Below are 20,523 nucleotides of genomic sequence, written 5' to 3' on the forward strand. Positions count from 1 at the left end.
TATTTCCATGAAGGGCTGTGCCGGGAGGATCCCTCTGCTGCTGCCCTTCGCTGAGCTTCTTATGTATCGTGACGATGTCTCGTCGGAAGCATTGGCCCCGATCAGGCGCGCTCCGTGACGAGGCGGAAGCCAGCCTGCGTGAGGGCCGCACGGATCTCCTCGATCTGCTGCCGGTCACGGGTCTCGAGGCCGAGCTTCAGGAAACAGCTGGAGATCGCCATGTTCGTGTCGCCGCGGTCATGATGCACGGAGACGACATTGGCACCGCACTTCGAGACGATCTCGCTGACCTGCTGGAGCTGGCCCGGCTTATCCTCGAGCGCGATCATCAGGTTCGCGTTGCGGCCGCTCATGACGAGACCGCGGGTGATCACGCGGGACAGGATGTTCACGTCGATGTTGCCGCCACTGATGAGACACACGACCTTCTTGCCCTGAATCGGGAGCTTTCCGAACATCGCGGCAGCGACCGACACGGCACCGGCACCCTCGGCGATCAGCTTCTGATTCTCGATCAGTGCAAGGATCGCAGCGGCGGTCTCATCCTCGCTGACGGTCACGACGTCGTCCACGTACTTCTCGACCATCTGGAAGGTGGTCTCGCCTGGATTCTTCACGGCGATACCATCCGCAAAGGTCGAGACGCTGTCGAGGGACTCCCACTGATGATCGCGGTAAGCATTGAACATGCTCGGCGCACCGGCCGCCTGCACACCATAGACCTTGCACTCCGGACGGAGGCTCTTGATCGCGAAGGCGACACCGGAGATCAGTCCGCCGCCACCGATCGGCACGATCACCGCGTCCACATCCTCGAGCTGGTCGAGGATCTCGAGACCGATTGTGCCCTGGCCCGCGATGACCGCATCGTCGTCGTACGGATGGATGAAGGTCATGCCCGTCTGCTCCTGGAGCTCGACGGCCTTGTCATGGGCATCGTCGTAGGTGCCCTTCACGAGGCAGACCTCTGCGCCGAGACGCTTCGTGCTCTCGACCTTCATGATCGGCGCACCATCCGGCATACAGACGACGCTCTTGATCCCCATCTTCGTCGCTGCGAGCGCGACACCCTGCGCGTGGTTACCGGCGCTGCAGGCTACGATACCGTGACTGCGCTCCTCCTCGCTCAGCTGACTGATCTTATAGTAGGCACCGCGTACCTTGAAGCTGCCGGTTACCTGCAGGTTCTCGGTTTTCAGATAGACCTGCGCGTCCGGCACGAGCCGAGGCGCCGCGATGAGGTCCGTCTTCCGCGCCACATCCTTTAAAACGAAGCTTGCATGATAGATTTTATCCAGTGTCACCATAGTATGTGCCTGCCTTTCTCCTGTGTTGCATCTGTGGCGCTACGTCGATGCTGATCGACCTCGATCGCGGAACGGCTTCGCGGTCGCATCAGCTCGGGCTCGATCGGCTGGGCGTCGCCAGCGCCACCGCTGCTCTGTTTCGAAATCTGTGGGGGATGCGCTTCCTCCGCTTCCGGGAGAAAGTTAAAAGAAAAGCCTCCGCCCCCACAAAGTCCATAGACCCTGTAAGAGACGAAAGCTGTTACGATTTACCTTCCGCGGTACCACTCTTTTTGCTGTCTCTGATAGACAGCCCCTTCGTGCAGACCCAACAGTCCGCTGGCCCTGATAACGGTGCCTGCCGTCCGCACCTACTTTACTCTCCTACGGCACCCTATCGGGCCCTTTTCGGCACGGCTGCTCGCAAGGGGATAAACATCCGGTACACCGCACTGCCTCGCACCAGCCGGCAGCTCTCTGAGCGGGTAGACCGAAGGCCGATTGGCCTTGCTACAACGCATTTTTAAACTAAATTTGTGTATATGATAAAGTACAACGGTGCAATTAGTAAAGGCTAACCCGCGTAGACGAGTATCATAAAAATTCATAGGACGTATTCACGGAGGGGCATGCGGTTTCAGTTTTTGCACCGTAAGCTTCGTCATAAAAAGATATAATCTTTTCCCGATAGCAGACATAAGCTCTCGACCTTATCGTATTTTCGTGTATACTAGCTCAGAGTACATATATAAGGAATAAATACTATGAATGGTAATTTAACGAAGGGTCCGATCATGAAAACGCTGGTGAAGCTCGCGCTTCCGATCATGGCGTCGTCGTTCATCAGCACCCTGTACAACATCACGGATATGGCCTGGATCGGCATGCTCGGCTCGAAGGCGGTCGCCGGCGTCGGTGTCGGCGGCATGTTCACCTGGCTCTCCCAGGGCCTCGCCTCCATGGCGCGCATGGGCGGTCAGGTCCATGTGGCTCAATGCTTAGGACGCGGCGATCATGACCGCGCACATCGTTACGCGCAGACCGCCGTACAGCTGTCCACGCTGATGGGCCTCCTCTATGCGCTCGTCTGCGTCGCCTTCGTGCACCCGCTCGTGAACTTCTTCCAGCTGAGTGACGCCGAGTCCTACGCCGCCGCGATCTCCTACACCCGCATCGCCTGCGGCTTCGTGGTCTTCTCCTTCCTGAGCCTGACCCTCACCGGCCTCTATACCGCCCAGGGTGACTCGAAGACCCCGTTCATCGCGAACCTTATCGGCCTCGTCATCAACATGGTGCTCGATCCGGTGCTGATCCTCGGCCCGGGCCCGTTCCCGCGTCTCGGCGTCACCGGTGCCGCCATCGCGACCGTCACCGCCCAGGCCATCGTCATGCTGATCATGATCCTCGGCGTCCTCCGCGGCCATAAGGATAACATCCTGAAGGGCACCCGTCTCCTCGCCCGGATGCCGCTCAGCATCCTCGAGGGCATCTTCCAGATCGGCGTCCCGACCGCCCTCCAGAGCATGGCCTACTGCGCGATCTCCATGGTCCTCACCCGCATGGTCTCCGGCTACGGTGCAGAAGCCGTTGCCACCCAGCGTGTCGGCGGACAGATCGAGTCCATCTCCTGGAACACAGCAGACGGCTTCGCCGCCGCGCTCAATGCCTTCGTCGCCCAGAATTATGGCGCTGCGAAGCATGACCGGATCCGGAAGGGCTACCTCATCTCCCTCCTCACTGTCGGACTCTGGGGTCTGCTCGTCACCGCGATCTTCATCTGCTTCCCGGGACCGCTCGCCGGCGTCTTCTTCCACGAACCGAAGGCCATCGTCACCGCGATCAGCTACCTCATCATCATCGGCTTCGGTGAAGCCTTCATGTGCGTCGAGCTCACCACCGTCGGTGCCCTCTCCGGCCTCGGAAAGACACGCCTGTGCAGCATCCTGAGCATCACCTTCACCGGCGCCCGCATCCCACTCGCGATCATCCTGAGCCGCCCGCTCGGCCTCGACGGCATCTGGTGGGCCCTCACCAGCACCTCCATCGTGAAAGGCATCCTCTTCACCGGGACCTTCCTATGGATCACACGGAACAATAACTACTAAACACAGCATCCCCTCCGTATAGCTCGATTGACAGCATCCGAAAAATGTCTATACTTATTATTAGGAACACTTCTTAATAGCAAGTATAGTGTACGTGATTCATTTTCGTTGATTCTATGAAAAAGGAGGAAGTCTGATGGATAAGAAGGCGATGTATAAGCTAAGTTATGGTTTGTTTGTGCTGACCGCACGTGACGGTGAGAAGGATAACGGCTGCATTATCAACACGGCGATTCAGGCGGCATCGGAGCCGAATCAGCTGAGCATCTGCGTGAATAAGGCAAACTATACACATGATATGATCAAACGGACCGGGAAGTTCACCGTATCCGTGCTGAGTGAGCAGGCAGATTTCGAACTCTTCAAGCACTTCGGTTTCCAGTCTGGTCGTGATGTCGATAAGTTTACGAATTTCACCGGCTGTGCACGTGGCGCTGATGGCCTCTATTACATTACAGAGGGAACCAATGCCTACATTTCCGTAACGGTCGATAAGACAGTGGATCTCGGTTCGCATACGATGTTCATCGGCGAGATCACGGATATGGCGGTGCTGAGTGATACGCCATCCACGACCTACGAGTACTATCAGAATCACATCAAGCCGAAGCCACAGGCGGTCGGAAAGACCGACAAGGGGCAGACGGTATGGCGCTGTCGCATCTGTGGATATGAGTACGTCGGCGAAGAGATTCCGGATGATTTCATCTGCCCGATCTGCAAGCACCCGGCCTCAGATTTCGAAAAAATCGTGAAGTAGGCATATCGACTCACGCCGCCCGTACCCAATATAAAACAACAACCTCCCCGTCTACGACGAGGAGGTTATCAATGCTGGTATGCAACAGTCTGCTTAAAATCACGAAGTTATCGATGCTCGGCAGCGACTTTCCGGTATCACATAGTTAAAGATATTGGTGTCATTCAATCAATTTTGCCGATGAAGCGGTAGAAGATTTCTACCTCCTGTTCCCGGCTTCCGTCCTCGTTCTTGACCGCCTCATGGACAAGGATTTTTTCAATCAGCGTGTTCAAGAGTTCGGCGGTGAGTTCCGTGGGATTGACGCACTCTTTCATCAAGGCGATCCATTTTTCTGCGTCAGCGGCGCTCTGGCTTTCAGCGGCAATAGCAGATTGAAGCTGTTCAATCTTTTCTTCCAGTTCCGCCTGTTCGCTTTGGTACTTCCCGGACAGCATATTGAAGTTGTATTCCGTGATACGCCCCGCCGCCCAGTCCTCATACATCCGGGCAAACAGGGTATCGACCTCGGCTTTCCGCTTCTCCGCTTTTTTCAGTTCAGCGGCCTGCTTTTTTCTTGCGGCGGCCTGTCCTTTGTCATTGGCGTTCAGCAGCCGCTTCAAAAGCTGTTCTTCATCATGCTGTACCAGCCCCGACCAGTATTGCAGACGGGAGAGAACATAGGCGTAAAGCACATCATAGCGGATGTAGTGCATGGAGCATTGGCGTGTGCCTTGCCCGTTCTTGCTGCAATGGTAGTAGCCATAGGGCTTGCTGTTCTGCCTGTTCTCCCCGTAGGCCAGTGACCAGCCGCAGTCCGCACACTTTATCAGTCCTGCAAAAATCTGTGTCGTGCCGTTCTTGCGTTCCCGTCGGCGGCTTGCGATCTGCTCCTGTACCTGCCGGAAAACCTGTTCGCTGATAATCGGCTCCTGCGTGTTTTCCACCCGTACCCATTCGCTTTTGGGCTTGCGTATCCTCCGCTTGTTCTTAAAGGAAATATTGGTCTCCCGGTAGTGGATGGTATGGCCGATGTAGGTTTCATCTTTCATAATGCTTTTGACCTGCGCTATCGTCCATGCGTAGCCTTTTTCCTCTGGTGCGCCAGCGTAGATATTGGCAAAAGTCCCGTCACGCTGGAAGTTGATAAATCCCGGCGTCGGTACTTTTTCCGCAATCAATATCCTTGTAATGCTGGCCGCCCCTTTGCCGTGAATAGCAAGGTCAAAAATCTTCTCCACGATCCAGCGGGTTTCCTCGTCGATCACCAGCTTGTTCTTGATTTCCGGGTGCTTCTTGTACCCGAGGGGAGCATAGGCGCTGATACGCTGTCCGGCGGCAAACTTTGCTTTGAAAGCAGTCTTTACCTTGCGGCTGGTGTCCTTTGCGAACCATTCGTTGAACAGGTTTTTGAATGGCACAAAATCGGACAGTCCCTTTTCTGTGTCCTCATTCTCCGCAACGGCGATGTACCGCACCCGTTTTTCCGGGAACAGAAATTCCAGATAGTAGTCCATCATCACATGCTCCCGCCCGAAACGGGACAGGTCTTTGGTGACAATGCAGTTTACTTTTCCAGCTTCCACATCGTCCATCATGCGCTGGAAACTCGGACGCTCGAAGTTTGTCCCACTCCACCCATCGTCCACATATTCCCCGACCACATGAAGCCCCTGCTCCTTTGCGTACTGTTGCAGGATTGTCCGCTGCGTTTCAATGCTTACGCTGTCGCCATAGCTTTCATCGTCACGGCTTAACCGCATATAAAGAGCCGTGTTGTAAATAGTAGTATTGTAAGGTTGTTTCACCGTAAAAATCCTCCTTCTAAAGAAACAACCCACGCTTACAATACTTTTGCTCTATGGCAATTATATCATAAGCGTGGGTGTGTATCAACGATGGGTCACGAAGAAGCGGCCTTTGCCGCCGTGTGCCGGACAACATCCACAATCAGATCGTCAAGCGGGCGCCCTCCAGCGGCAAAATGCTCGGAGATTTTGATACGGTTTCTCCCACATACAAAATACTGCGTGCCGTTCTCGTCAGTAATGACCTGCCCGGTGTGTATTGTATCAATAATGTCGCTTTCGCTTTTTACCATCCAGTGTCCTCCGTGTGATTATTTTTCATCATGTAGCTTGAATTCCTGTTCATAGCGTTTACCTCTCTCTTGTACGCTGCTGCCGTTTCAGTTCCGCCAGCACTTCCGGCGGGATACGGTCAACCAGCCTTTGCATATTTTCCAGTTCGCTTTCCAGCTTTGCCCGTTCCATGCGGTCTTTCATCTTACCGCTTTCGCTGGCCTTTGCCCTTGCTTCCAGTTTTTGATTTTCTTCCAACAGGTCTTTGATCGTGACCTTGTATTTTTTCAGCTGCCCGGAGAAGTTCTCCATCTGCGGAAACCATTTTTTCAGCATGGAGAGGGCTTCTTCCTTTTTCTTTCCGGCGTTCAGCGGGTTCATGCCGTCAAGAGTGGCTTCGATGGCTCTGGCCTGTTTGGAGAGGGAAACCGCCTGTTTGAAAAGCCGGGTGGGGATATGCTTCCGGCCTGTCTTGCTGGCGCTCTCCCCACGCTCCAAATCCGGGTATTTCTCCACCATGTAGGCGTGAAAGTCGTCCTGCCATTTCGTCAGATTTGCCCGGTTGCCGATAATTTCTTTGGCGCACAGACGGTTGTCCTTTGTCAACGGCACAAAGGTCAAATGCAGGTGGGGCGTTTTCTCGTCCATGTGTACCACCGCCGACACGATATTTTCCCGGCCTATCCGGTCAATGAGGAAATCCGCTGCCCGCTGGAAAAACGCCTGTATTTCCTTTGGGGATTTCCCTTTGAAAAACTCCGGGCTGGCGGTTATCAGCGTATCGACAAACCGTGTACTGTCTTTCCTTGTTCGGCATCCGGCCTGCTCAATTCGGCTCTGAATGAAGTGGTAATAGCGTCCCTCCGGCTTGACGATATGGAAGTTGTACTTGCTTTTGGCTGTGTCAATGTCGGGGTTGCTGGCGTACTGCTCCTTTTGTCTTTCGTGGTGGGCTTCCAGCGGCCTTGCCGGGTTGCCCTTGTGCTTCTCAAAACGCAAAATTGCGTGTTGTGCCATGAATCTCCTTTCCCCATTCCTTTCCCATCCAGGGTTTTCCACAGGGAAAATCCCGCCAGAAATAGCTCGGATAGGATTGGAATGGATAGAATCTAAATCAATCTCTTAATCTTTGTATTTCTATATACCGTCTGGTTTCCGTACTTCAGAGGGGTGATTTCCGTACTTCATGGGTACGGTTTTCAATCCTCCGGCGTACCATAACCGGATTTCTTGAAGTCGGTGTTTGAAACCGTTTCATAGGATTTGGGGTAAATGCGGTTGGGTTTTCCACAGCCCTGCTTCTGGATCTCCACGAGCCCGGCGTATTGCAACTCCCGCAGGGTATTCACCGCCTTTTGCCGCCCACAGCGGAGCAGGTCAACCACCTCGCAGATGGGGTAATACAGATAAATCCGCCCATACTCGTCCGCCCACCCATTTTTCCGGGATAACTCCGTCCGGCGCAGGATAAAGGCATACAGCAGCTTTGCCTCATTGGACAGGGGCTTGAATGTAGGTGCTTCAAAGAGAAAATTGGGGAGCCGGGTGAAGCTGAACGCCTGTTCCGGCTGATGAATGTAAATCGTGTTTGTCATAGCGTGTTTTGTGGACGATTAGAAGCCCGTTTTCCGGGGTGGGCGATAGTTTATACCACTCGCCCCGGTTTGGGGCTTGCGAAGCCTGATAAATCAAGGCTTTTTTCACTCCTAACTGTCCACACAAGACCTCCTTTTCCGTTCACTTTCGGTTTTCTGCCGCCTGTGAACTTTGGCGGCACAGCCGGGGCAGTATTTTGCCCGGTTGGATTTGGGGACGAACACGCCGCCGCAGACCGCACAGCGTTTCAAGTCCTTATCCCGGAAAATCTCCGCTTCCAGCGTTCCGTCCAGCGGCAAGACCGCCCAGCGGAACCACTTGCAGCAGACCGAGAAAGAAATTGTCTGCGGGCAGGTGCAGGCGTCCCCATCGTCAAGGGCAATGCAGTTGCCGTCCTCACAGTTACAGCACTCCCGGCGTATCAGGGTGCTTGCCCGTTTCCGCTGCGCTGGTGTCATGCGGTAAAGGGAACCGTCCGGCCTGCGTTCCAGCGGCGGCAAGTCTTTGTAGGGGGTGTTTTTCATGTGTTCCCTCCGTTTTGCTTTCCGCTGCCGTTTTCCCCGAAAAGGCTTCCTGCCCCATTCCTGCGGCGTGTTCCGGCGTTGGCACGCTCCCCATAACTTCGGGACAACTTGTCCCAAAGTGACCTCTGGACAAAGTGTCCAGAAGTCGGCTCCTTGCGGTGCTTCCCCAGCCAGGGTATTCCTTTTCGGACGGTCATTTGGTTTTCAAGGTGCTGTCCATCGATGAACTAATCTAAGTCTACACCGAAATGACCGCCCGTCCCGTATGTCCGAAAGGTGGGAAATCTGCCTGAAAATCCTCCCATTTCCACGCTCTCGGAATTGTGGTAGAATGGAAGAAACTGAACAGTAAATTTGAAGTTGTGGAGGTAACACATAGATGGATCAAGGTAGAATTATTGTAATCACAGGTTCGCCGGGGACGGGGAAAACTACAACGGCATCTACTGTTGCAAAAGAATCGGATTTGGAAAAATCTGTGCATATGCACACAGATGACTTTTATCATTATTTGAGTAAAGGGGCAATACCACCATATTTGCCAGAATCAAATGAGCAAAATTTGATTGTCATTGAAGCATTTTTAGAAGCCGCGAAGCGATATGCTCGTGGTGGATATGATGTAATTGTAGATGGTATTGTAGGACCGTGGTTTTTAGAGCCGTGGCTCAACATTGTTCAAGAGCATTATGAAGTACACTATATCGTTTTAAGAGCAAGTAAAGAAGAAACTATGAAGAGAGCTATCAAACGCTCAAAGTTAGACAGAGAAACAAATATTGAATTAGTTGAAACGATGTGGGAACAATTTTCCAATTTAGGAATCTATGAATCAAATGTTATTGATACAACTACGCACTCAGTCAAAGATACTGTATCAGCAGTAAAAGAAAAAATTGTAAGGGGTACTGCTTTACTGCTTTAGGCAATTCCAGTTTGTCGAGCAGACAAGGAGGGAGAACATGGAACTATCCATACAAGAACGCCTGAAAGACCTGCGTGTGGAGCGTGGCCTGACGCTGGAGCAGCTTGCGGAAGAAACCCATCTCTCCAAGTCTGCGTTAGGCAGCTATGAGGGGGACAAGTTCAAGGACATCAGCCACTATGCCCTTATTCAGCTGGCGAAGTTTTACGAAGTGTCCGTTGATTATCTGCTGTGCCGCTCTCACACAAAAAATCACCCAAACGCCGATCTTTCTGACCTGCATTTGAGTGATGATATGATTGAATTTTTGAAAAGCGGGCTGGTGGATAATGCCCTCCTGTGTGAACTGGCGACGCACCCGGATTTTCCCCGGCTCATGGCTGACCTTGAAATCTATGTGAACGGCATAGCGGTGAAGCAGGTACAGGGGGCAAACGCCATTGTGGACACTGTGAGCACAACCATTATGAAGCAGCACAATCCCGGTCTGACTGACCCGCAGTTAAGGCAGCTGATCGCCGCCCACATTGACGATGACAGCTTTTGCCGCTATGTGATACAGCAGGATATGAATAAGATAGCCCTCGACCTGCGGGAAGCCCACAAGGACGATTTTTTCAGCGTCCCGGAGGACAATCCTCTGGAAGATTTCTTGCAGACCGCCGAAGAAGCCGCCAGCCCAAACAGTGACCCGGAACAGGCTGCGATGGCCTTTATCTGCAAGCGGCTCAAACTGAACTATGGGAAGCTGTCGGACGAGGAAAAGAAATGGCTGAAAAGGATTGCACAGAAGTCGGACTTGCTGAAAAATCCAAACCCGCAGCGGGGAAGAAAATGAGAAATTAGATATGCAAAGAGGAAAAATGAAATTCATTGAAGTAGAAACCAAAAACAGGACAGCGGATTTCATAAATCGGCTGCTGACGGTATGGGAAAGTTCTGTAAGAGCGACACACCTGTTTTTGTCGGACAGCGAAATCAAAAAAATAAAAGAATATGTGCCGCAGGCGCTCATTGGAATTGCGCATTTGATGATCGCAGAAGATGATAGGGGCTGCCCCGTGGCTTTTATGGGGATAGAGGACGGCACCTTGGAAATGCTGTTCATTTCCCCGGAAGAAAGAGGAAAGGGTCTCGGAAAGCGCCTGCTCCAATATGGGATTAAAACCTATGCCGTAGAGCGGGTGGCTGTGAATGAGCAGAATCCGCAGGCCAAGGGCTTTTATGAACACTTGGGCTTTCAGGTTTATAAAAGGACAGACCTTGACGAACAGGGCAATCCTTATCCGCTTTTATACATGAGCCTTAACATCTAAATCGGATTTTACGAAATCTCATATCCCGCAGAGAATCAAAAACAGAAAGTACCCTGCCTTATACTCATTATCATCATTGCCCTTTTCCTTGACTTGCTTGTGTCTTTGTGATACACTAACATACATAAAATTAGAGGTGAGGTGGAAAGATGATTAACTTTTCTTGCAAATAAATTGGAATATACAGTGATACTGTGTTTTACAGTACCATTGTACCCATTGCAAGAAAGTTAAAAGTCTATTCACTCGATATATCGTAGGCGTATCACTCTTGATAGGGGTGGTACTATTATGCTGTGACGAGCTGCAAGAATTGACTTTCTTGCAGCTCTTATTTTATGTTCTTTATCCCCGGAATAAAGGAGGAATGCGATATGTCGATGATCCGAGTCGAGAACCTTACCTTTGCCTATCCATCCAGCTATGATAACATTTTTGAAAATGTCAATTTTCAAATTGATACAGATTGGAAACTTGGGTTCATTGGTAGAAATGGCAGAGGTAAAACAACTTTTCTAAATCTTCTGCTTGGAAAGTACGAATACCATGGGAAAATACAAGCCTCTGTGCAATTTGATTACTTTCCATACCCTGTTAGCAATAAAAACAGATTAACTGCGGACATTCTCTCGGAAGTCTGCCCGCTGGCGGAAGAATGGGAACTGTTGAGAGAACTATCCTATCTGGAAGTCCGTGATGATGTGCTTTGGAGACCATTTTTTACGCTTTCCAATGGGGAGCAGACCAAGGTGCTGCTTGCCGCCCTCTTTCTGAATGATGGACACTTTTTACTGATTGATGAACCGACAAACCATTTGGATATGAAAGCCAGAGAAACCGTTTCAGCATACCTGAAACGGAAAAAGGGATTTATCTTAGTCTCTCATGATCGCTGTTTTTTAGATGGCTGTGTTGACCATATCCTGTCGATCAATCGGTCAAACATCGAAGTACAAAGCGGAAATTTTTCTACTTGGTTCACCAACTTCCAGCGCCAACAAGAATTTGAACTCGCTCAAAATGTGAAGCTGAAAAAAAGCATTGATAATTTGCAAAAGGCCGCTCAAAGAACTTCTGTCTGGTCAGACCGAATTGAAGCGTCAAAATATGGGAACGGCCCGGTTGACCGAGGGTATATCGGTCACAAATCTGCCAAAATGATGAAACGCTCAAAATCTATCGAAGTGCGGCAGCAACGGGCAATCGAGGAAAAGTCCGGCCTTCTTAAAAATTTGGAAATCATAGAAGATTTGAAAATCACTCCGCTTCTCTATTTTTCAGATACCTTAGTGACTTTCTCTGATGTTGTACCAATTTTTGACGGAAAAGATGTTTGCCAGCCAATCTCATTTACAGTAAAGCGGGGAGAACGCATTGCCCTTGATGGGAAAAATGGTTCTGGAAAAACGAGCATTCTCAAGCTACTGATCGGGCAACAAATAGAACATCGTGGGACGGTTACAATAGGTTCTGGAATGATATTGTCCTATGTACCTCAAGATACTTCCATGCTGAACGGTTCGTTATCAGAGTTTGCGGAAGCCAATCGTATTGATGAAAGTTTGTTTAAGGCGATCTTACGGAAAATGGATTTTTCACGAATACAGTTTGAAAAGAAAATGGAAGATTTTTCGGCGGGACAAAAGAAAAAAGTGTTGATAGCAAAAAGCCTTTGTGAACAAGCGCATCTGTATGTGTGGGATGAACCACTTAACTATATTGACATCTATTCCCGAATGCAAATTGAAAATCTGATTAGAGAATTTTCTCCTACCATGATCTTTGTAGAACATGATCTTGCTTTTAGAAATAACATGGCGACCAAAAACATTCGTCTGGCTACCGAATAGCAAAGCCAGCCGAGCCAGTCAACGGTCAAGATGAACGGCGCATTTCATGCGCCGCCGTTGACAGCCCCGCCCGTCTTTGCTAAAAGGTAATCAAGGAGGGAAAGCCACAAAATGGCTTCCCGCCCATTTCAATTTTGAGGAAAAAAACGCTTCCAAGTTAAAGAGAGTGCGGCCAAGCACTTTGAGAGATTTGCCGCCTTGTCCACCCATTCAGCAGAACAACGGGAGGCGGTCAAGGCCGGGTGCAAACCCGTTCATTTCAGCCTTGACGGTTGCCCGCTGTTCTGCTATTTTGCCGGGAGTGTGGCCGCAGCTTCGGGACATTTTGTCCATAAGTCGGAGCGTAGGACGAGGGACGGGGCTTTCATATACCTGCCGCCGTTCTCTGAAACCAGCCCGATTTTTTGTTCATTCTCATTCACAAAAAGTCAGCCTGTTTTCCTGCCGGAGCAAGCGGGGCGCAAAAAGCACCGCACCCCGTTTCCCCCGCCAGCCACGCCAGCAGGTATAACACACTACACTTTGCAGGCAAAGTCGTGTGCCAAATGGGGGCAAGCCCCCTTTGGAAACCCCCACAAGAAAAGGCGGTATTCTACCCCTCCACGGGGCGCATACCGCCTTTTCTTGTTATCCAGCCCTCCGGCTGTATCGGTTGAGCAAAAGTCAACGTGGGTTTTGATGTGGTATCTTTAACTAAGTGAAACCCCCGAAAGCCACTTGTAGATCGCCTGCGGATTGTTAAAGCCCATCAGGCGCTGCACATCCCGCACGGTATACCCACTCGCATCGAGCAGCTTCTTGATCTTCTTTCCGGTCTTCTCAGGCTCAATCGACAAATAGATAGGTTCCATCACTTCACCTCCGTAATCGATCTGAAATCTGCCTTTTGCAGACTCCTCCACTCACTGCCCTTTTTAAATCAGTTTACCATTATAAGGCAGATTCACAGAAAATGCACTAAACTTCTGGTTGAAAGATCGTGGGCCAATGTCTCTGCCACCGCCCTAAACTCGAGCTTAGGAGGCTCGAGTTTAGCCCTTCGGGAGCAGAGCATAGCTCTGCTGGATATCGTTCCGGAGTCTGCCTTATGCAGACTCCGCCACTACGCGGCACCGCTTCCTGCAGAACGCGATCCCGTAAAGTGTGATATCGCTTCGCCCATCATTCAGCAGATACTCCTGGTAACGACGGTCCCGGATCTGCGCAAGCGCGCGTTGACACGCCTGCTCCATCGCGCTGAAATCCTTCACATATTTCAGCTCCATGATGATGCCGGCATCCGGATTTTCTGTCTCCACGATGATATCCGCGAAACCATCACCCGCCTCACGATTTGACTTCACCAGCCAGTCCGCATTCCCGGCAAGTATCCCCACCAGCAGATTGTGGTACGCACTTTCCTTCTCGCCATCCACCGCCTTCGTGTCAAACACACTGATGGAATTACTCAGCAAACGATTCAGATAAGCTTCCATCTCGCTCGTGTCGCCGCCCTCGATGGCTTTCCAAAATGCCGTCAGCTGCTCTGTGTTACTGAATACCGCATTTTTAAACCACTCCTGAATCTGAAAACGGAACACCTCACGAATCTCATGATTCGGAATCACGAGTTTATAGTTTCCCGCTTCCGTCCTGCCCGCCTGCGTCAGATACCCGGTCGTAAAGAGCACGCTCCACAGATTCTCTATACTGCGATCGATCTCATCATAGGTTAGATCCAGACGCAGCTGCTTCTCGATGGCCTCTCCGGCGATCAGACGCTCGATCTCGTCCCGCGTGGTTTTATTCGCCTTCGCAACGAAACGTTTTACGAGATCATTGCCACTGGTATTGATCCAGTATGCCTCCGGGCGCGCATCGATGTCATCCAGGACGCGGTCCACATGGTTGATCACATCCCACGGACAGTACACATCCACGTTACCGAAGCGATAGCCGTCGTACCACTCCTTCGTCTCCGCATACTTCGATTCCAGATGATAATCCGTGAGCAGCTTCCGCACTTCCGCATCCGTAAACCCGAACTGCTCATCGAAACGCGTATCCGTAATCGACAGAATCTTAAAATTATTCAGTCCGGTGAAAATGCTCTCCTTCGAAACACGAAGACAGCCCGTCAGCACCGCAAAATCCAGCGCATCATTTGTTTTCAATGCTTTTCCAAACAGCGTACGCATGAGCGCCACCATCTCCCGATAGTAGCCATGCTGGAATGCCTTATCGAGCGGCACATCGTACTCATCGATTAAGATGAGCACTTTCTGCTGGTAATGTTTATACAGCAGCTCCGAAAGCGCCTGCAGCGAGCCATACAGCACATCCTCCGCCATGACATACATACCGTCCTGCACCTGTGTCAATGCTGCATAAATCTTCTGATCATCCTCATCGAGCTGCGGACTGCTCTCCAGCGCACGGTGTCTCCGCGCCTCTTTCGCAATCAGCTCTACCAGCTGATATCTCGCGCTCTCAAAGCTGAGTCCCTCCACATTTTTCAGGGACAAAAAGATCACCGGATACTTCCCGAGGTGCGCCGAAACCAGCGCCTGCTTCCCCGCGATATACAGCCCATCGAAAAGGGATGCATCCGTCCCGATCTCAAAAAAGTACCGCAGCATACTCATGTTCAGCGTCTTACCGAACCTCCGCGGACGCGTGAAGAGATTGACCTTTCCAAGACGGTCAAAAAGCTGCTCTATAAGTTTCGTCTTATCGACATAGTAATACCCCTTCGTGCGGATCTCTTCAAAGTTTTCTATCCCAACCGGTAGCTTTAAAGACTCGTACATAATATCAACAGCTCCCTTCATAACGTCCTATATGATCCCTATTATATTAATGACTACTGAACAATGGCCCATTTTTGCTTAGGCGAGAGAATTGCCCGCAAAAACGCAAGTAGTTGCAAAATGGCGCACTGAATCTTGCGGAGATTCAGCACCAGCACGGACATGGCGATCACATGGGCAGCGGTTTCCCGCAATTTTGCCGTGACCAGTCCCATGCCGCATTTGCGCTTCGTCAGACTGAACCTGCGCTCCACTTCCACACGCTCGCACTCATCCCGGTAATCCTGAGCTTTGTCTCTGGTTTCGCCCTTCCTGGGACGCCCCAGTGCCGGACCGGATAGCCGGATTCCGTGTGCCTTGCAATAGTTGAGATTCTCACGGTTTCGGTAGATCTTGTCCGCCAGAATACGGCTGGGATAATGCCCTTCCCGCTCTCGGAACCGTTCTGCCATCTCCTGCAGATTCCCAGCTTCGTTGTAGGCATCAAAGGAACAGCATTCCAACCGAGTCCACCCATCGACAACACTGATGTCCAACTTCGCGCCAAACTCCACCGGCTTGCCTGCTTTTCCACGCACAATGGGACGAACGAAAGGCTGGCTTACGCTGACAATCCGGTCAGGTACGCTGTGGGTGCGGTTATCGTACATGTACTTCTGCTGCTCATAGATGGTGCGAATCGTATCCAGACGTTCCATCTGTCGCGTAGTCAGAGATTTTCCAAGAGATAGTTTTCCATCAACAGCATCGAGGTCACGCCGGAGATAAGTCAGCTGCTTTCCGATTGCTTTGCGGGTCATCTTGGCGGTATGCTTGCGACATCTTGTGTATTTCAGGTAATCCTTCCGGGCACGCTTGCGGTAAGTGCGTGGCTTCTTCCCATCCGCGGGATCATGGAGAGCATCCAGAAGCGCCTCGGCGTTCTCTCTGGCCTCATTGAGCAGAGAAACGTCCTGGGGGTAACGGATATTGGACGGTGCACAGGTGGCGTCCACAATCATGGTGCCGCTGTTTCCGCCTGTTCCTGGATGATTGCCAGAGTCATCATCGTCATCCCTGGATTTGGCCTCTTTTTCCTGACGCTCTTTTGCGTCCCGCACGATCATCTCGTTGATTTCGCCCAGCACTTCCGGCGTCAACCGCTTACGGAAGTACACCATCAGAGATGGGTCAAAGGGCAGCTTTTCATCATCATAGCCGGGATACCCACAGAAGTACTGCAGGTACGGGTTTTCTTGGATCATAAGGGCAGTTTCTTCATCTGAGAAACCATACTCCGCCTGAATGATACAGGCGCCCAGAGCCAGACGCAGCGGTTTGGCTACGTTGCCCTTGCGGTTGGTAAACAGAGCGGCGTACCGCTTCTCAATCTCCAGCCAGGGGATCGTCTGTGCTTTTTTCACCCACCGGTTACTCTCTTTCAGATTCATGCCGACTGGCTGCTTGAAATCTGCCAGGCTGATCTGTCCATTGCTGTAACGATACATAGCCGCCCTCCAAGTGCAAGGTTTTTGCCTGATTCCTGCGATTTTCCTTGCACCTATTATACCACGTATGGGCTTCTATGGCTTGAAACATAAGGCTTTTTCTATTATTCAGGATACATTATCGTAAAGCAACATGCCCCGTCCCCGGAATCAGCGGAAATACCTGTTTTTTCCGCTGATTTAGTCGAAAAAAGCCGCCGCGCCAATGGCGCGGCGGCTCATACGCCGTCAAGTCAGTCCGTACTTTTCCATATCCTTGTATTCCAGCGTTTGCGTTCCATTGATCCCACTTATGCTTGTTTCATAAACATCCAGGATCTGATTATATACAGCCTTGGCGTCCTCATAGTTGTCAAACTGGAACGTCGCGCTGCTGCCGCTGTTCTTGACACTGGCGAAGTTGTTTTGAAGCGAGTTGTATTCGTTTGCCGTGCCGGCATTATAGGTTTCGACCTTGGCGCGGTACACGTCGTATTTTCCGTTCCGGTAGCCCATGACAGGCACGTAATTTCCCACCGTTTTGTTCGTAAGATCCACGGTAGACCAGTAGATAGCCGGTTCTACAAGGAAATCGGAGTTTGCTCCGGGTTCCTTGACATAGATCTGCCAGGTCCTGGCGTCGTAGTCAGACAGGTCGAAGCCGTTCTTCTTGGCGTAATCGATAAACTTCTTCGTTCCCTCGTTCTGCCCATAGGGCTCGTTGGAGTTGATGACGTTGTACTTGTACTTGTCGCCCACGATGTCCAGCAGAATATCCTTGGTCAGGAAATCCTGGGCAGACACAAGGTTGATATGGTCCTCGCCGCGCCAGTTGAGATAGACCTCGCCCTCAAAATAGTAGACCTTGCAGCGGCCCTTTGCCCGGGGGTCCTTCCACTTCCAATGGTCGTCACTGCGGCTGATACCGCCCACCACCAGCTTGTCCGCGTTCATGCTCCAGCCGTTCCGGGCCTGCTTCAAAGGCACCGTGCGCTGGTAGAGCCCGCCCTGGTACAGGGGCGAGCTGGTATCCTCCACCAGGGCGGCCATCATCACCTCGGAATAGGCGTTTCGTACGTTGGCCAGATCGGTGGCCTCCCGGCTCTTTTCCAACTGGTTCGTAAATATCGGAATGGAGACTGCCGTCAGCACGGCGATGATGGCCACGACGATCAAAAGCTCCGCCAGCGTAAAGCCGTTTTTTCCGCGTTTCATGGGTTCCTTTCCGCCTTCTTTGGTAATGATTTTAGTAATAATGTATTATAGCCGATTTCACCCGCGTTTGCAACCCCGCACCAGAACGCGAAGAAGCCGTCACACCAACGTTTGATTCGTCGATGTGACAGCTTCCCGCTTTTCATTCATGAATGATTTTTCAATCAACTACCTTGCCTTCCCGGGTGCTTGGTAATTTAGTTAGGCTCTTTTATACATAACATAGGATATGCCGCTATTTTATAACTGGGATAAAAGGCCTTGCCGATGATTCAATACAGGTTTTCACACGCGTAGCCTTGACAATATCTGCAATGAGCTGATCTGTTAGTTCCGGTAAACTGCCACTATGTGTCTGTTTCCAACAAGTAAATGCGATATATCCATTCATGTATTTGGATGAGACGCCACGATGGACGTGGTTTACCATTGATTCAATGCTACTGTGCAAACTATGATTATTCCGTTGCGCCGGAGGCGCCAGTCCGGAATTTTGAGCAGCAACTGTCCGGCAGGAACAGCAGTGCCTTGAGATAATTATGCGGCGGAGCCGCCTGAGCTAAGAATCAGCCAGACGGTCCACCAGCATTTTTCAGTTTTCTGATTTTACTCAGCTTCAGATGGATCTAGGCCATAGATTTCTCTCATGGAGATGTCTTTAGTTGGATCCAGACTGGTGATAGGTATTTTATACGAATCAAACGCGATCCGATCCATGATGGCATCTGTCAGAGGGTTATCCTTTCCACCCAACTTCTCATACCATTCATCATCTCTGTATTGTGAACAAAAAATAGTGGATGAGTGCTTACGGCGCTTATGGATGAGTTCCAGCAGGTTTGATGAATCATCTTCTTTGATTCTCATCAGGAGCCACTCATCAAGAATGAGCAAGGTTGGATTCGTATACTTCTTCAGTGTATCTGAAAAGTGACCCTCGTCTCTTGCTGCGCGAAGATCCAAAAGCAAGTCCGGCACACGAACATACTTAACGGTGTAGAAATGCTTACAGGCTTCCATGCCAAATGCACAAGCCATATAGGTTTTCCCGCTTCCCGTTGCTCCTGTGATAAAGATGTTTCTGTACTCTGTTATGTATTCGCAGGTTGCCAGACGTTCAACCAGCATCCGGTTCACTTTCCTGTTATGGCCATAATCCACTGCGGCAATACAAGCATCCGGTTGCTCAAACTCAGCATTACGAATCAGCCTTTTTAGGCGCTTGTTTTTTCGCTCAGTGTATTCGTGGTCAACGAGCATCCCAAAGCGATCCTCGAAAGGAACCTCTCTCATGGACGAATCGTTCATCTGAATACGAAACGCATCCGCCATAGGAGTCATGTGCATTTCGATCAGTTTGTCTATGGTGCTCTGATTAGTCATGATCTTTTCCCTCCATAGTATCCGGCACCACGAGTAATGCCATGCTGTTTTTCGCTATCCTGCGTTTTTGCCGGTCTGACGAATTCCAGTTGAACCGTTTTGTCAGCGCTCAGGATGTTTTTGATGCTTTTATAACTTGGCGAATTTGAGTACTTCAGCGCCTTTGTACAGGCGTTCTCAAGCTTCTGTGGAGTTTGTCTCTCTGCAAGTTTGAGAAGTCCCATGCAAGCCCTGTAAGACTGCTGTTCGATTCGCCCGGAGGTGAGTATACAGTCTACGACCTTGTAGGTATTTATTCCGATCGTTTCCGCCCATTCACGGAAGCGATCGCCATTCCACTCCAGATATTTCTGGTGGTCTTGTGGCATATGTTCTGTCACAGTAGAATACTGACCCGGACGTCCATACAGACGTTTATGCGAAGCAATCCGTCGATGATTTTTAAAAATCTCAATCGTGGTATCGGTCATTCGCACATCAACCTTATCTTTGATATACTGATAAGGCACCGAGTAGTACATCTTGTCTACGGCGATGTGATAGTTGAACTGTACTGTGGCGGTACGTAGTTCTGAAAGTTCGAAACGGGTAGCTGGCAGAGGCATAAGTAAGGGTTTCTCATCTTCGAGGAACAGCTGCTGTCGGCTACCGTCTTTCTTTTGGAAAGGTGCATCATTGTATTTTTTTAGTTTCTTACGAATTGCAGCATTCAGCTCCGCTAGTGAGAAAAACTGCTCGTTACGCAGTGCTGCTGTGATCCAGGTGGAGACATGCCCGACGTTTCCTTCGGCATTCGGCTTATCCTTCGGTGTGCGAACACGTGCAGGGATGATGGCAGTGTTGTAATGCTGTGCCAGTTCCTCATAGGATTTGATCAGGACCGGCTCGTACTTATCGCTTTGCTTCCGATTGGTTGCGGTCGGAGCGTTATCTGGAACCAGTATGGGAGTGACTCCACCGAAAAAGTCGTACATATGAACGTGAGCTGTGATCCAAGCCTTTTGCTGTTCGTTGATAAACGCCTCTACAAATGCGTATTGGCTATAGGTCATGACACCTACAAATATCCAGGCACTGGTGATTTCTCCAGTATACGGATCGATAATTTCGGCCGGATCTCCAGCCCAATCAACCTCGATCTGCTGTCCAGGTTTCCTTGGGATGTGCATCGTTGCACGGCGTTTTTGCTCGTTCTGCTGAATGTAATAGCAGAACTGAGAATACATCAAAGCGTCGTCTCCATTTCGT

18 protein-coding genes are annotated in these 20,523 nt (G+C 50.8%); 6 read left to right on the forward strand and 12 right to left on the reverse strand.

All coding sequences use genetic code 11. The features are described 5' to 3' along the window. Positions 1-101: 101 nt before the first annotated feature. Positions 102-1,307 (reverse strand): threonine ammonia-lyase, encoded by a 1,206-nt coding sequence (gene ilvA, locus ACTQ52_RS06880; protein ID WP_441982155.1) that lies wholly within the window; start codon positions 1,305-1,307, stop codon positions 102-104. Positions 1,308-2,050: 743 nt separating this feature from the next. Between ilvA and ACTQ52_RS06885 the strand changes: the two genes are divergently transcribed. Beyond that, positions 2,051-3,391, forward strand: coding sequence for an MATE family efflux transporter (locus ACTQ52_RS06885; protein ID WP_441982156.1), 1,341 nt, complete (start codon positions 2,051-2,053; stop codon positions 3,389-3,391). Positions 3,392-3,527: 136 nt separating this feature from the next. Then, positions 3,528-4,151: a flavin reductase gene (locus ACTQ52_RS06890; protein WP_441982157.1), complete on the forward strand. Its 624-nt coding sequence runs from the start codon at positions 3,528-3,530 to the stop codon at positions 4,149-4,151. Between the two features lie 164 nt (positions 4,152-4,315). Here the strand turns inward: ACTQ52_RS06890 and ACTQ52_RS06895 are convergent, their stop codons facing one another. The 5 genes from ACTQ52_RS06895 to ACTQ52_RS06915 all read right to left on the reverse strand — a co-directional run bounded on the left by ACTQ52_RS06895 (position 4,316) and on the right by ACTQ52_RS06915 (position 8,331). Next, on the reverse strand, positions 4,316-5,893 hold the full coding sequence (locus ACTQ52_RS06895; RefSeq protein WP_441982167.1) for a DUF4368 domain-containing protein: 1,578 nt from the start codon (positions 5,891-5,893) through the stop codon (positions 4,316-4,318). Positions 5,894-6,033: 140 nt separating this feature from the next. After that, entirely contained in the window at positions 6,034-6,231 is a 198-nt protein-coding gene (locus tag ACTQ52_RS06900; RefSeq protein WP_112115750.1) for a hypothetical protein, read from the reverse strand. 58 nt (positions 6,232-6,289) lie between these two features. Next, positions 6,290-7,228: a MobV family relaxase gene (mobV, locus tag ACTQ52_RS06905; RefSeq protein ID WP_112115751.1), complete on the reverse strand. Its 939-nt coding sequence runs from the start codon at positions 7,226-7,228 to the stop codon at positions 6,290-6,292. A 182-nt stretch (positions 7,229-7,410) separates the two neighbouring features. Then, the gene (locus tag ACTQ52_RS06910; protein WP_441136154.1) at positions 7,411-7,806 is read right to left on the reverse strand and encodes a replication initiator protein A; all 396 of its coding nucleotides are present in this window, start codon (positions 7,804-7,806) and stop codon (positions 7,411-7,413) included. A 111-nt stretch (positions 7,807-7,917) separates the two neighbouring features. Continuing rightward, on the reverse strand, positions 7,918-8,331 hold the full coding sequence (locus ACTQ52_RS06915) for a cysteine-rich VLP domain-containing protein (protein ID WP_205505827.1): 414 nt from the start codon (positions 8,329-8,331) through the stop codon (positions 7,918-7,920). A gap of 379 nt (positions 8,332-8,710) precedes the next feature. Between ACTQ52_RS06915 and ACTQ52_RS06920 the strand changes: the two genes are divergently transcribed. The 4 genes from ACTQ52_RS06920 (at position 8,711) to abc-f (ending at position 12,422) form a co-directional block, all read left to right on the forward strand. Continuing rightward, positions 8,711-9,256: an AAA family ATPase gene (locus ACTQ52_RS06920; protein ID WP_021391068.1), complete on the forward strand. Its 546-nt coding sequence runs from the start codon at positions 8,711-8,713 to the stop codon at positions 9,254-9,256. A 37-nt stretch (positions 9,257-9,293) separates the two neighbouring features. Beyond that, positions 9,294-10,094: a helix-turn-helix domain-containing protein gene (locus ACTQ52_RS06925; RefSeq protein WP_087296430.1), complete on the forward strand. Its 801-nt coding sequence runs from the start codon at positions 9,294-9,296 to the stop codon at positions 10,092-10,094. 25 nt (positions 10,095-10,119) lie between these two features. Then, positions 10,120-10,572, forward strand: coding sequence for a GNAT family N-acetyltransferase (locus tag ACTQ52_RS06930; RefSeq protein ID WP_087296442.1), 453 nt, complete (start codon positions 10,120-10,122; stop codon positions 10,570-10,572). 374 nt (positions 10,573-10,946) lie between these two features. After that, complete coding sequence (gene abc-f / locus ACTQ52_RS06935; RefSeq protein WP_087296431.1) at positions 10,947-12,422, forward strand: ribosomal protection-like ABC-F family protein; 1,476 nt, start codon at positions 10,947-10,949, stop codon at positions 12,420-12,422. Positions 12,423-13,111: 689 nt separating this feature from the next. Here the strand turns inward: abc-f and ACTQ52_RS06940 are convergent. The 6 genes from ACTQ52_RS06940 to istA all read right to left on the reverse strand — a co-directional run. After that, positions 13,112-13,273 (reverse strand): hypothetical protein, encoded by a 162-nt coding sequence (locus ACTQ52_RS06940; protein WP_441982158.1) that lies wholly within the window; start codon positions 13,271-13,273, stop codon positions 13,112-13,114. A 234-nt stretch (positions 13,274-13,507) separates the two neighbouring features. Then, positions 13,508-15,211, reverse strand: a complete 1,704-nt coding sequence (locus ACTQ52_RS06945; protein WP_441982159.1) for an AAA family ATPase — start codon at positions 15,209-15,211, stop codon at positions 13,508-13,510. 53 nt (positions 15,212-15,264) lie between these two features. Further along, entirely contained in the window at positions 15,265-16,698 is a 1,434-nt protein-coding gene (locus ACTQ52_RS06950; RefSeq protein WP_441982160.1) for an IS5 family transposase, read from the reverse strand. 228 nt (positions 16,699-16,926) lie between these two features. Further along, positions 16,927-17,892 carry a type IV pilin protein gene (locus ACTQ52_RS06955; protein WP_441982161.1) on the reverse strand — a complete coding sequence of 322 codons (966 nt, stop codon included), beginning with the start codon at positions 17,890-17,892 and terminating at the stop codon, positions 16,927-16,929. Positions 17,893-18,498: 606 nt separating this feature from the next. After that, positions 18,499-19,275, reverse strand: coding sequence for an ATP-binding protein (locus tag ACTQ52_RS06960; RefSeq protein ID WP_417191528.1), 777 nt, complete (start codon positions 19,273-19,275; stop codon positions 18,499-18,501). Continuing rightward, on the reverse strand, positions 19,272-20,523 hold a 1,252-nt coding region (gene istA / locus ACTQ52_RS06965; RefSeq protein WP_441982162.1), incomplete at its 5' end, for an IS21 family transposase. The genes istA and ACTQ52_RS06960, both read right to left, overlap by 4 nt.

The organism is Oribacterium sp. Sow4_G1_1 (assembly GCF_052116105.1).
In the GTDB taxonomy this organism is placed as follows: domain Bacteria; phylum Bacillota; class Clostridia; order Lachnospirales; family Lachnospiraceae; genus Oribacterium.

Bases quoted from the DNA above. Each gene is read 5' to 3' on its own strand.
- ilvA (WP_441982155.1), bottom strand. From the start codon at position 1,307: ATGGTGACACTGGATAAAATCTATCATGCAAGCTTCGTTTTAAAGGAT.
- ACTQ52_RS06900 (WP_112115750.1), bottom strand. From the start codon at position 6,231: ATGGTAAAAAGCGAAAGCGACATTATTGATACAATACACACCGGGCAG.
- ACTQ52_RS06960 (WP_417191528.1), bottom strand. From the start codon at position 19,275: ATGACTAATCAGAGCACCATAGACAAACTGATCGAAATGCACATGACT.
- ACTQ52_RS06945 (WP_441982159.1), bottom strand. From the start codon at position 15,211: ATGTACGAGTCTTTAAAGCTACCGGTTGGGATAGAAAACTTTGAAGAG.
- ACTQ52_RS06955 (WP_441982161.1), bottom strand. From the start codon at position 17,892: ATGAAACGCGGAAAAAACGGCTTTACGCTGGCGGAGCTTTTGATCGTC.
- ACTQ52_RS06925 (WP_087296430.1), top strand. From the start codon at position 9,294: ATGGAACTATCCATACAAGAACGCCTGAAAGACCTGCGTGTGGAGCGT.
- ACTQ52_RS06920 (WP_021391068.1), top strand. From the start codon at position 8,711: ATGGATCAAGGTAGAATTATTGTAATCACAGGTTCGCCGGGGACGGGG.
- ACTQ52_RS06885 (WP_441982156.1), top strand. From the start codon at position 2,051: ATGAATGGTAATTTAACGAAGGGTCCGATCATGAAAACGCTGGTGAAG.
- abc-f (WP_087296431.1), top strand. From the start codon at position 10,947: ATGTCGATGATCCGAGTCGAGAACCTTACCTTTGCCTATCCATCCAGC.
- ACTQ52_RS06940 (WP_441982158.1), bottom strand. From the start codon at position 13,273: ATGGAACCTATCTATTTGTCGATTGAGCCTGAGAAGACCGGAAAGAAG.
- ACTQ52_RS06915 (WP_205505827.1), bottom strand. From the start codon at position 8,331: ATGAAAAACACCCCCTACAAAGACTTGCCGCCGCTGGAACGCAGGCCG.
- ACTQ52_RS06910 (WP_441136154.1), bottom strand. From the start codon at position 7,806: ATGACAAACACGATTTACATTCATCAGCCGGAACAGGCGTTCAGCTTC.
- ACTQ52_RS06890 (WP_441982157.1), top strand. From the start codon at position 3,528: ATGGATAAGAAGGCGATGTATAAGCTAAGTTATGGTTTGTTTGTGCTG.
- ACTQ52_RS06930 (WP_087296442.1), top strand. From the start codon at position 10,120: ATGAAATTCATTGAAGTAGAAACCAAAAACAGGACAGCGGATTTCATA.
- ACTQ52_RS06895 (WP_441982167.1), bottom strand. From the start codon at position 5,893: ATGCGGTTAAGCCGTGACGATGAAAGCTATGGCGACAGCGTAAGCATT.
- ACTQ52_RS06950 (WP_441982160.1), bottom strand. From the start codon at position 16,698: ATGTATCGTTACAGCAATGGACAGATCAGCCTGGCAGATTTCAAGCAG.
- mobV (WP_112115751.1), bottom strand. From the start codon at position 7,228: ATGGCACAACACGCAATTTTGCGTTTTGAGAAGCACAAGGGCAACCCG.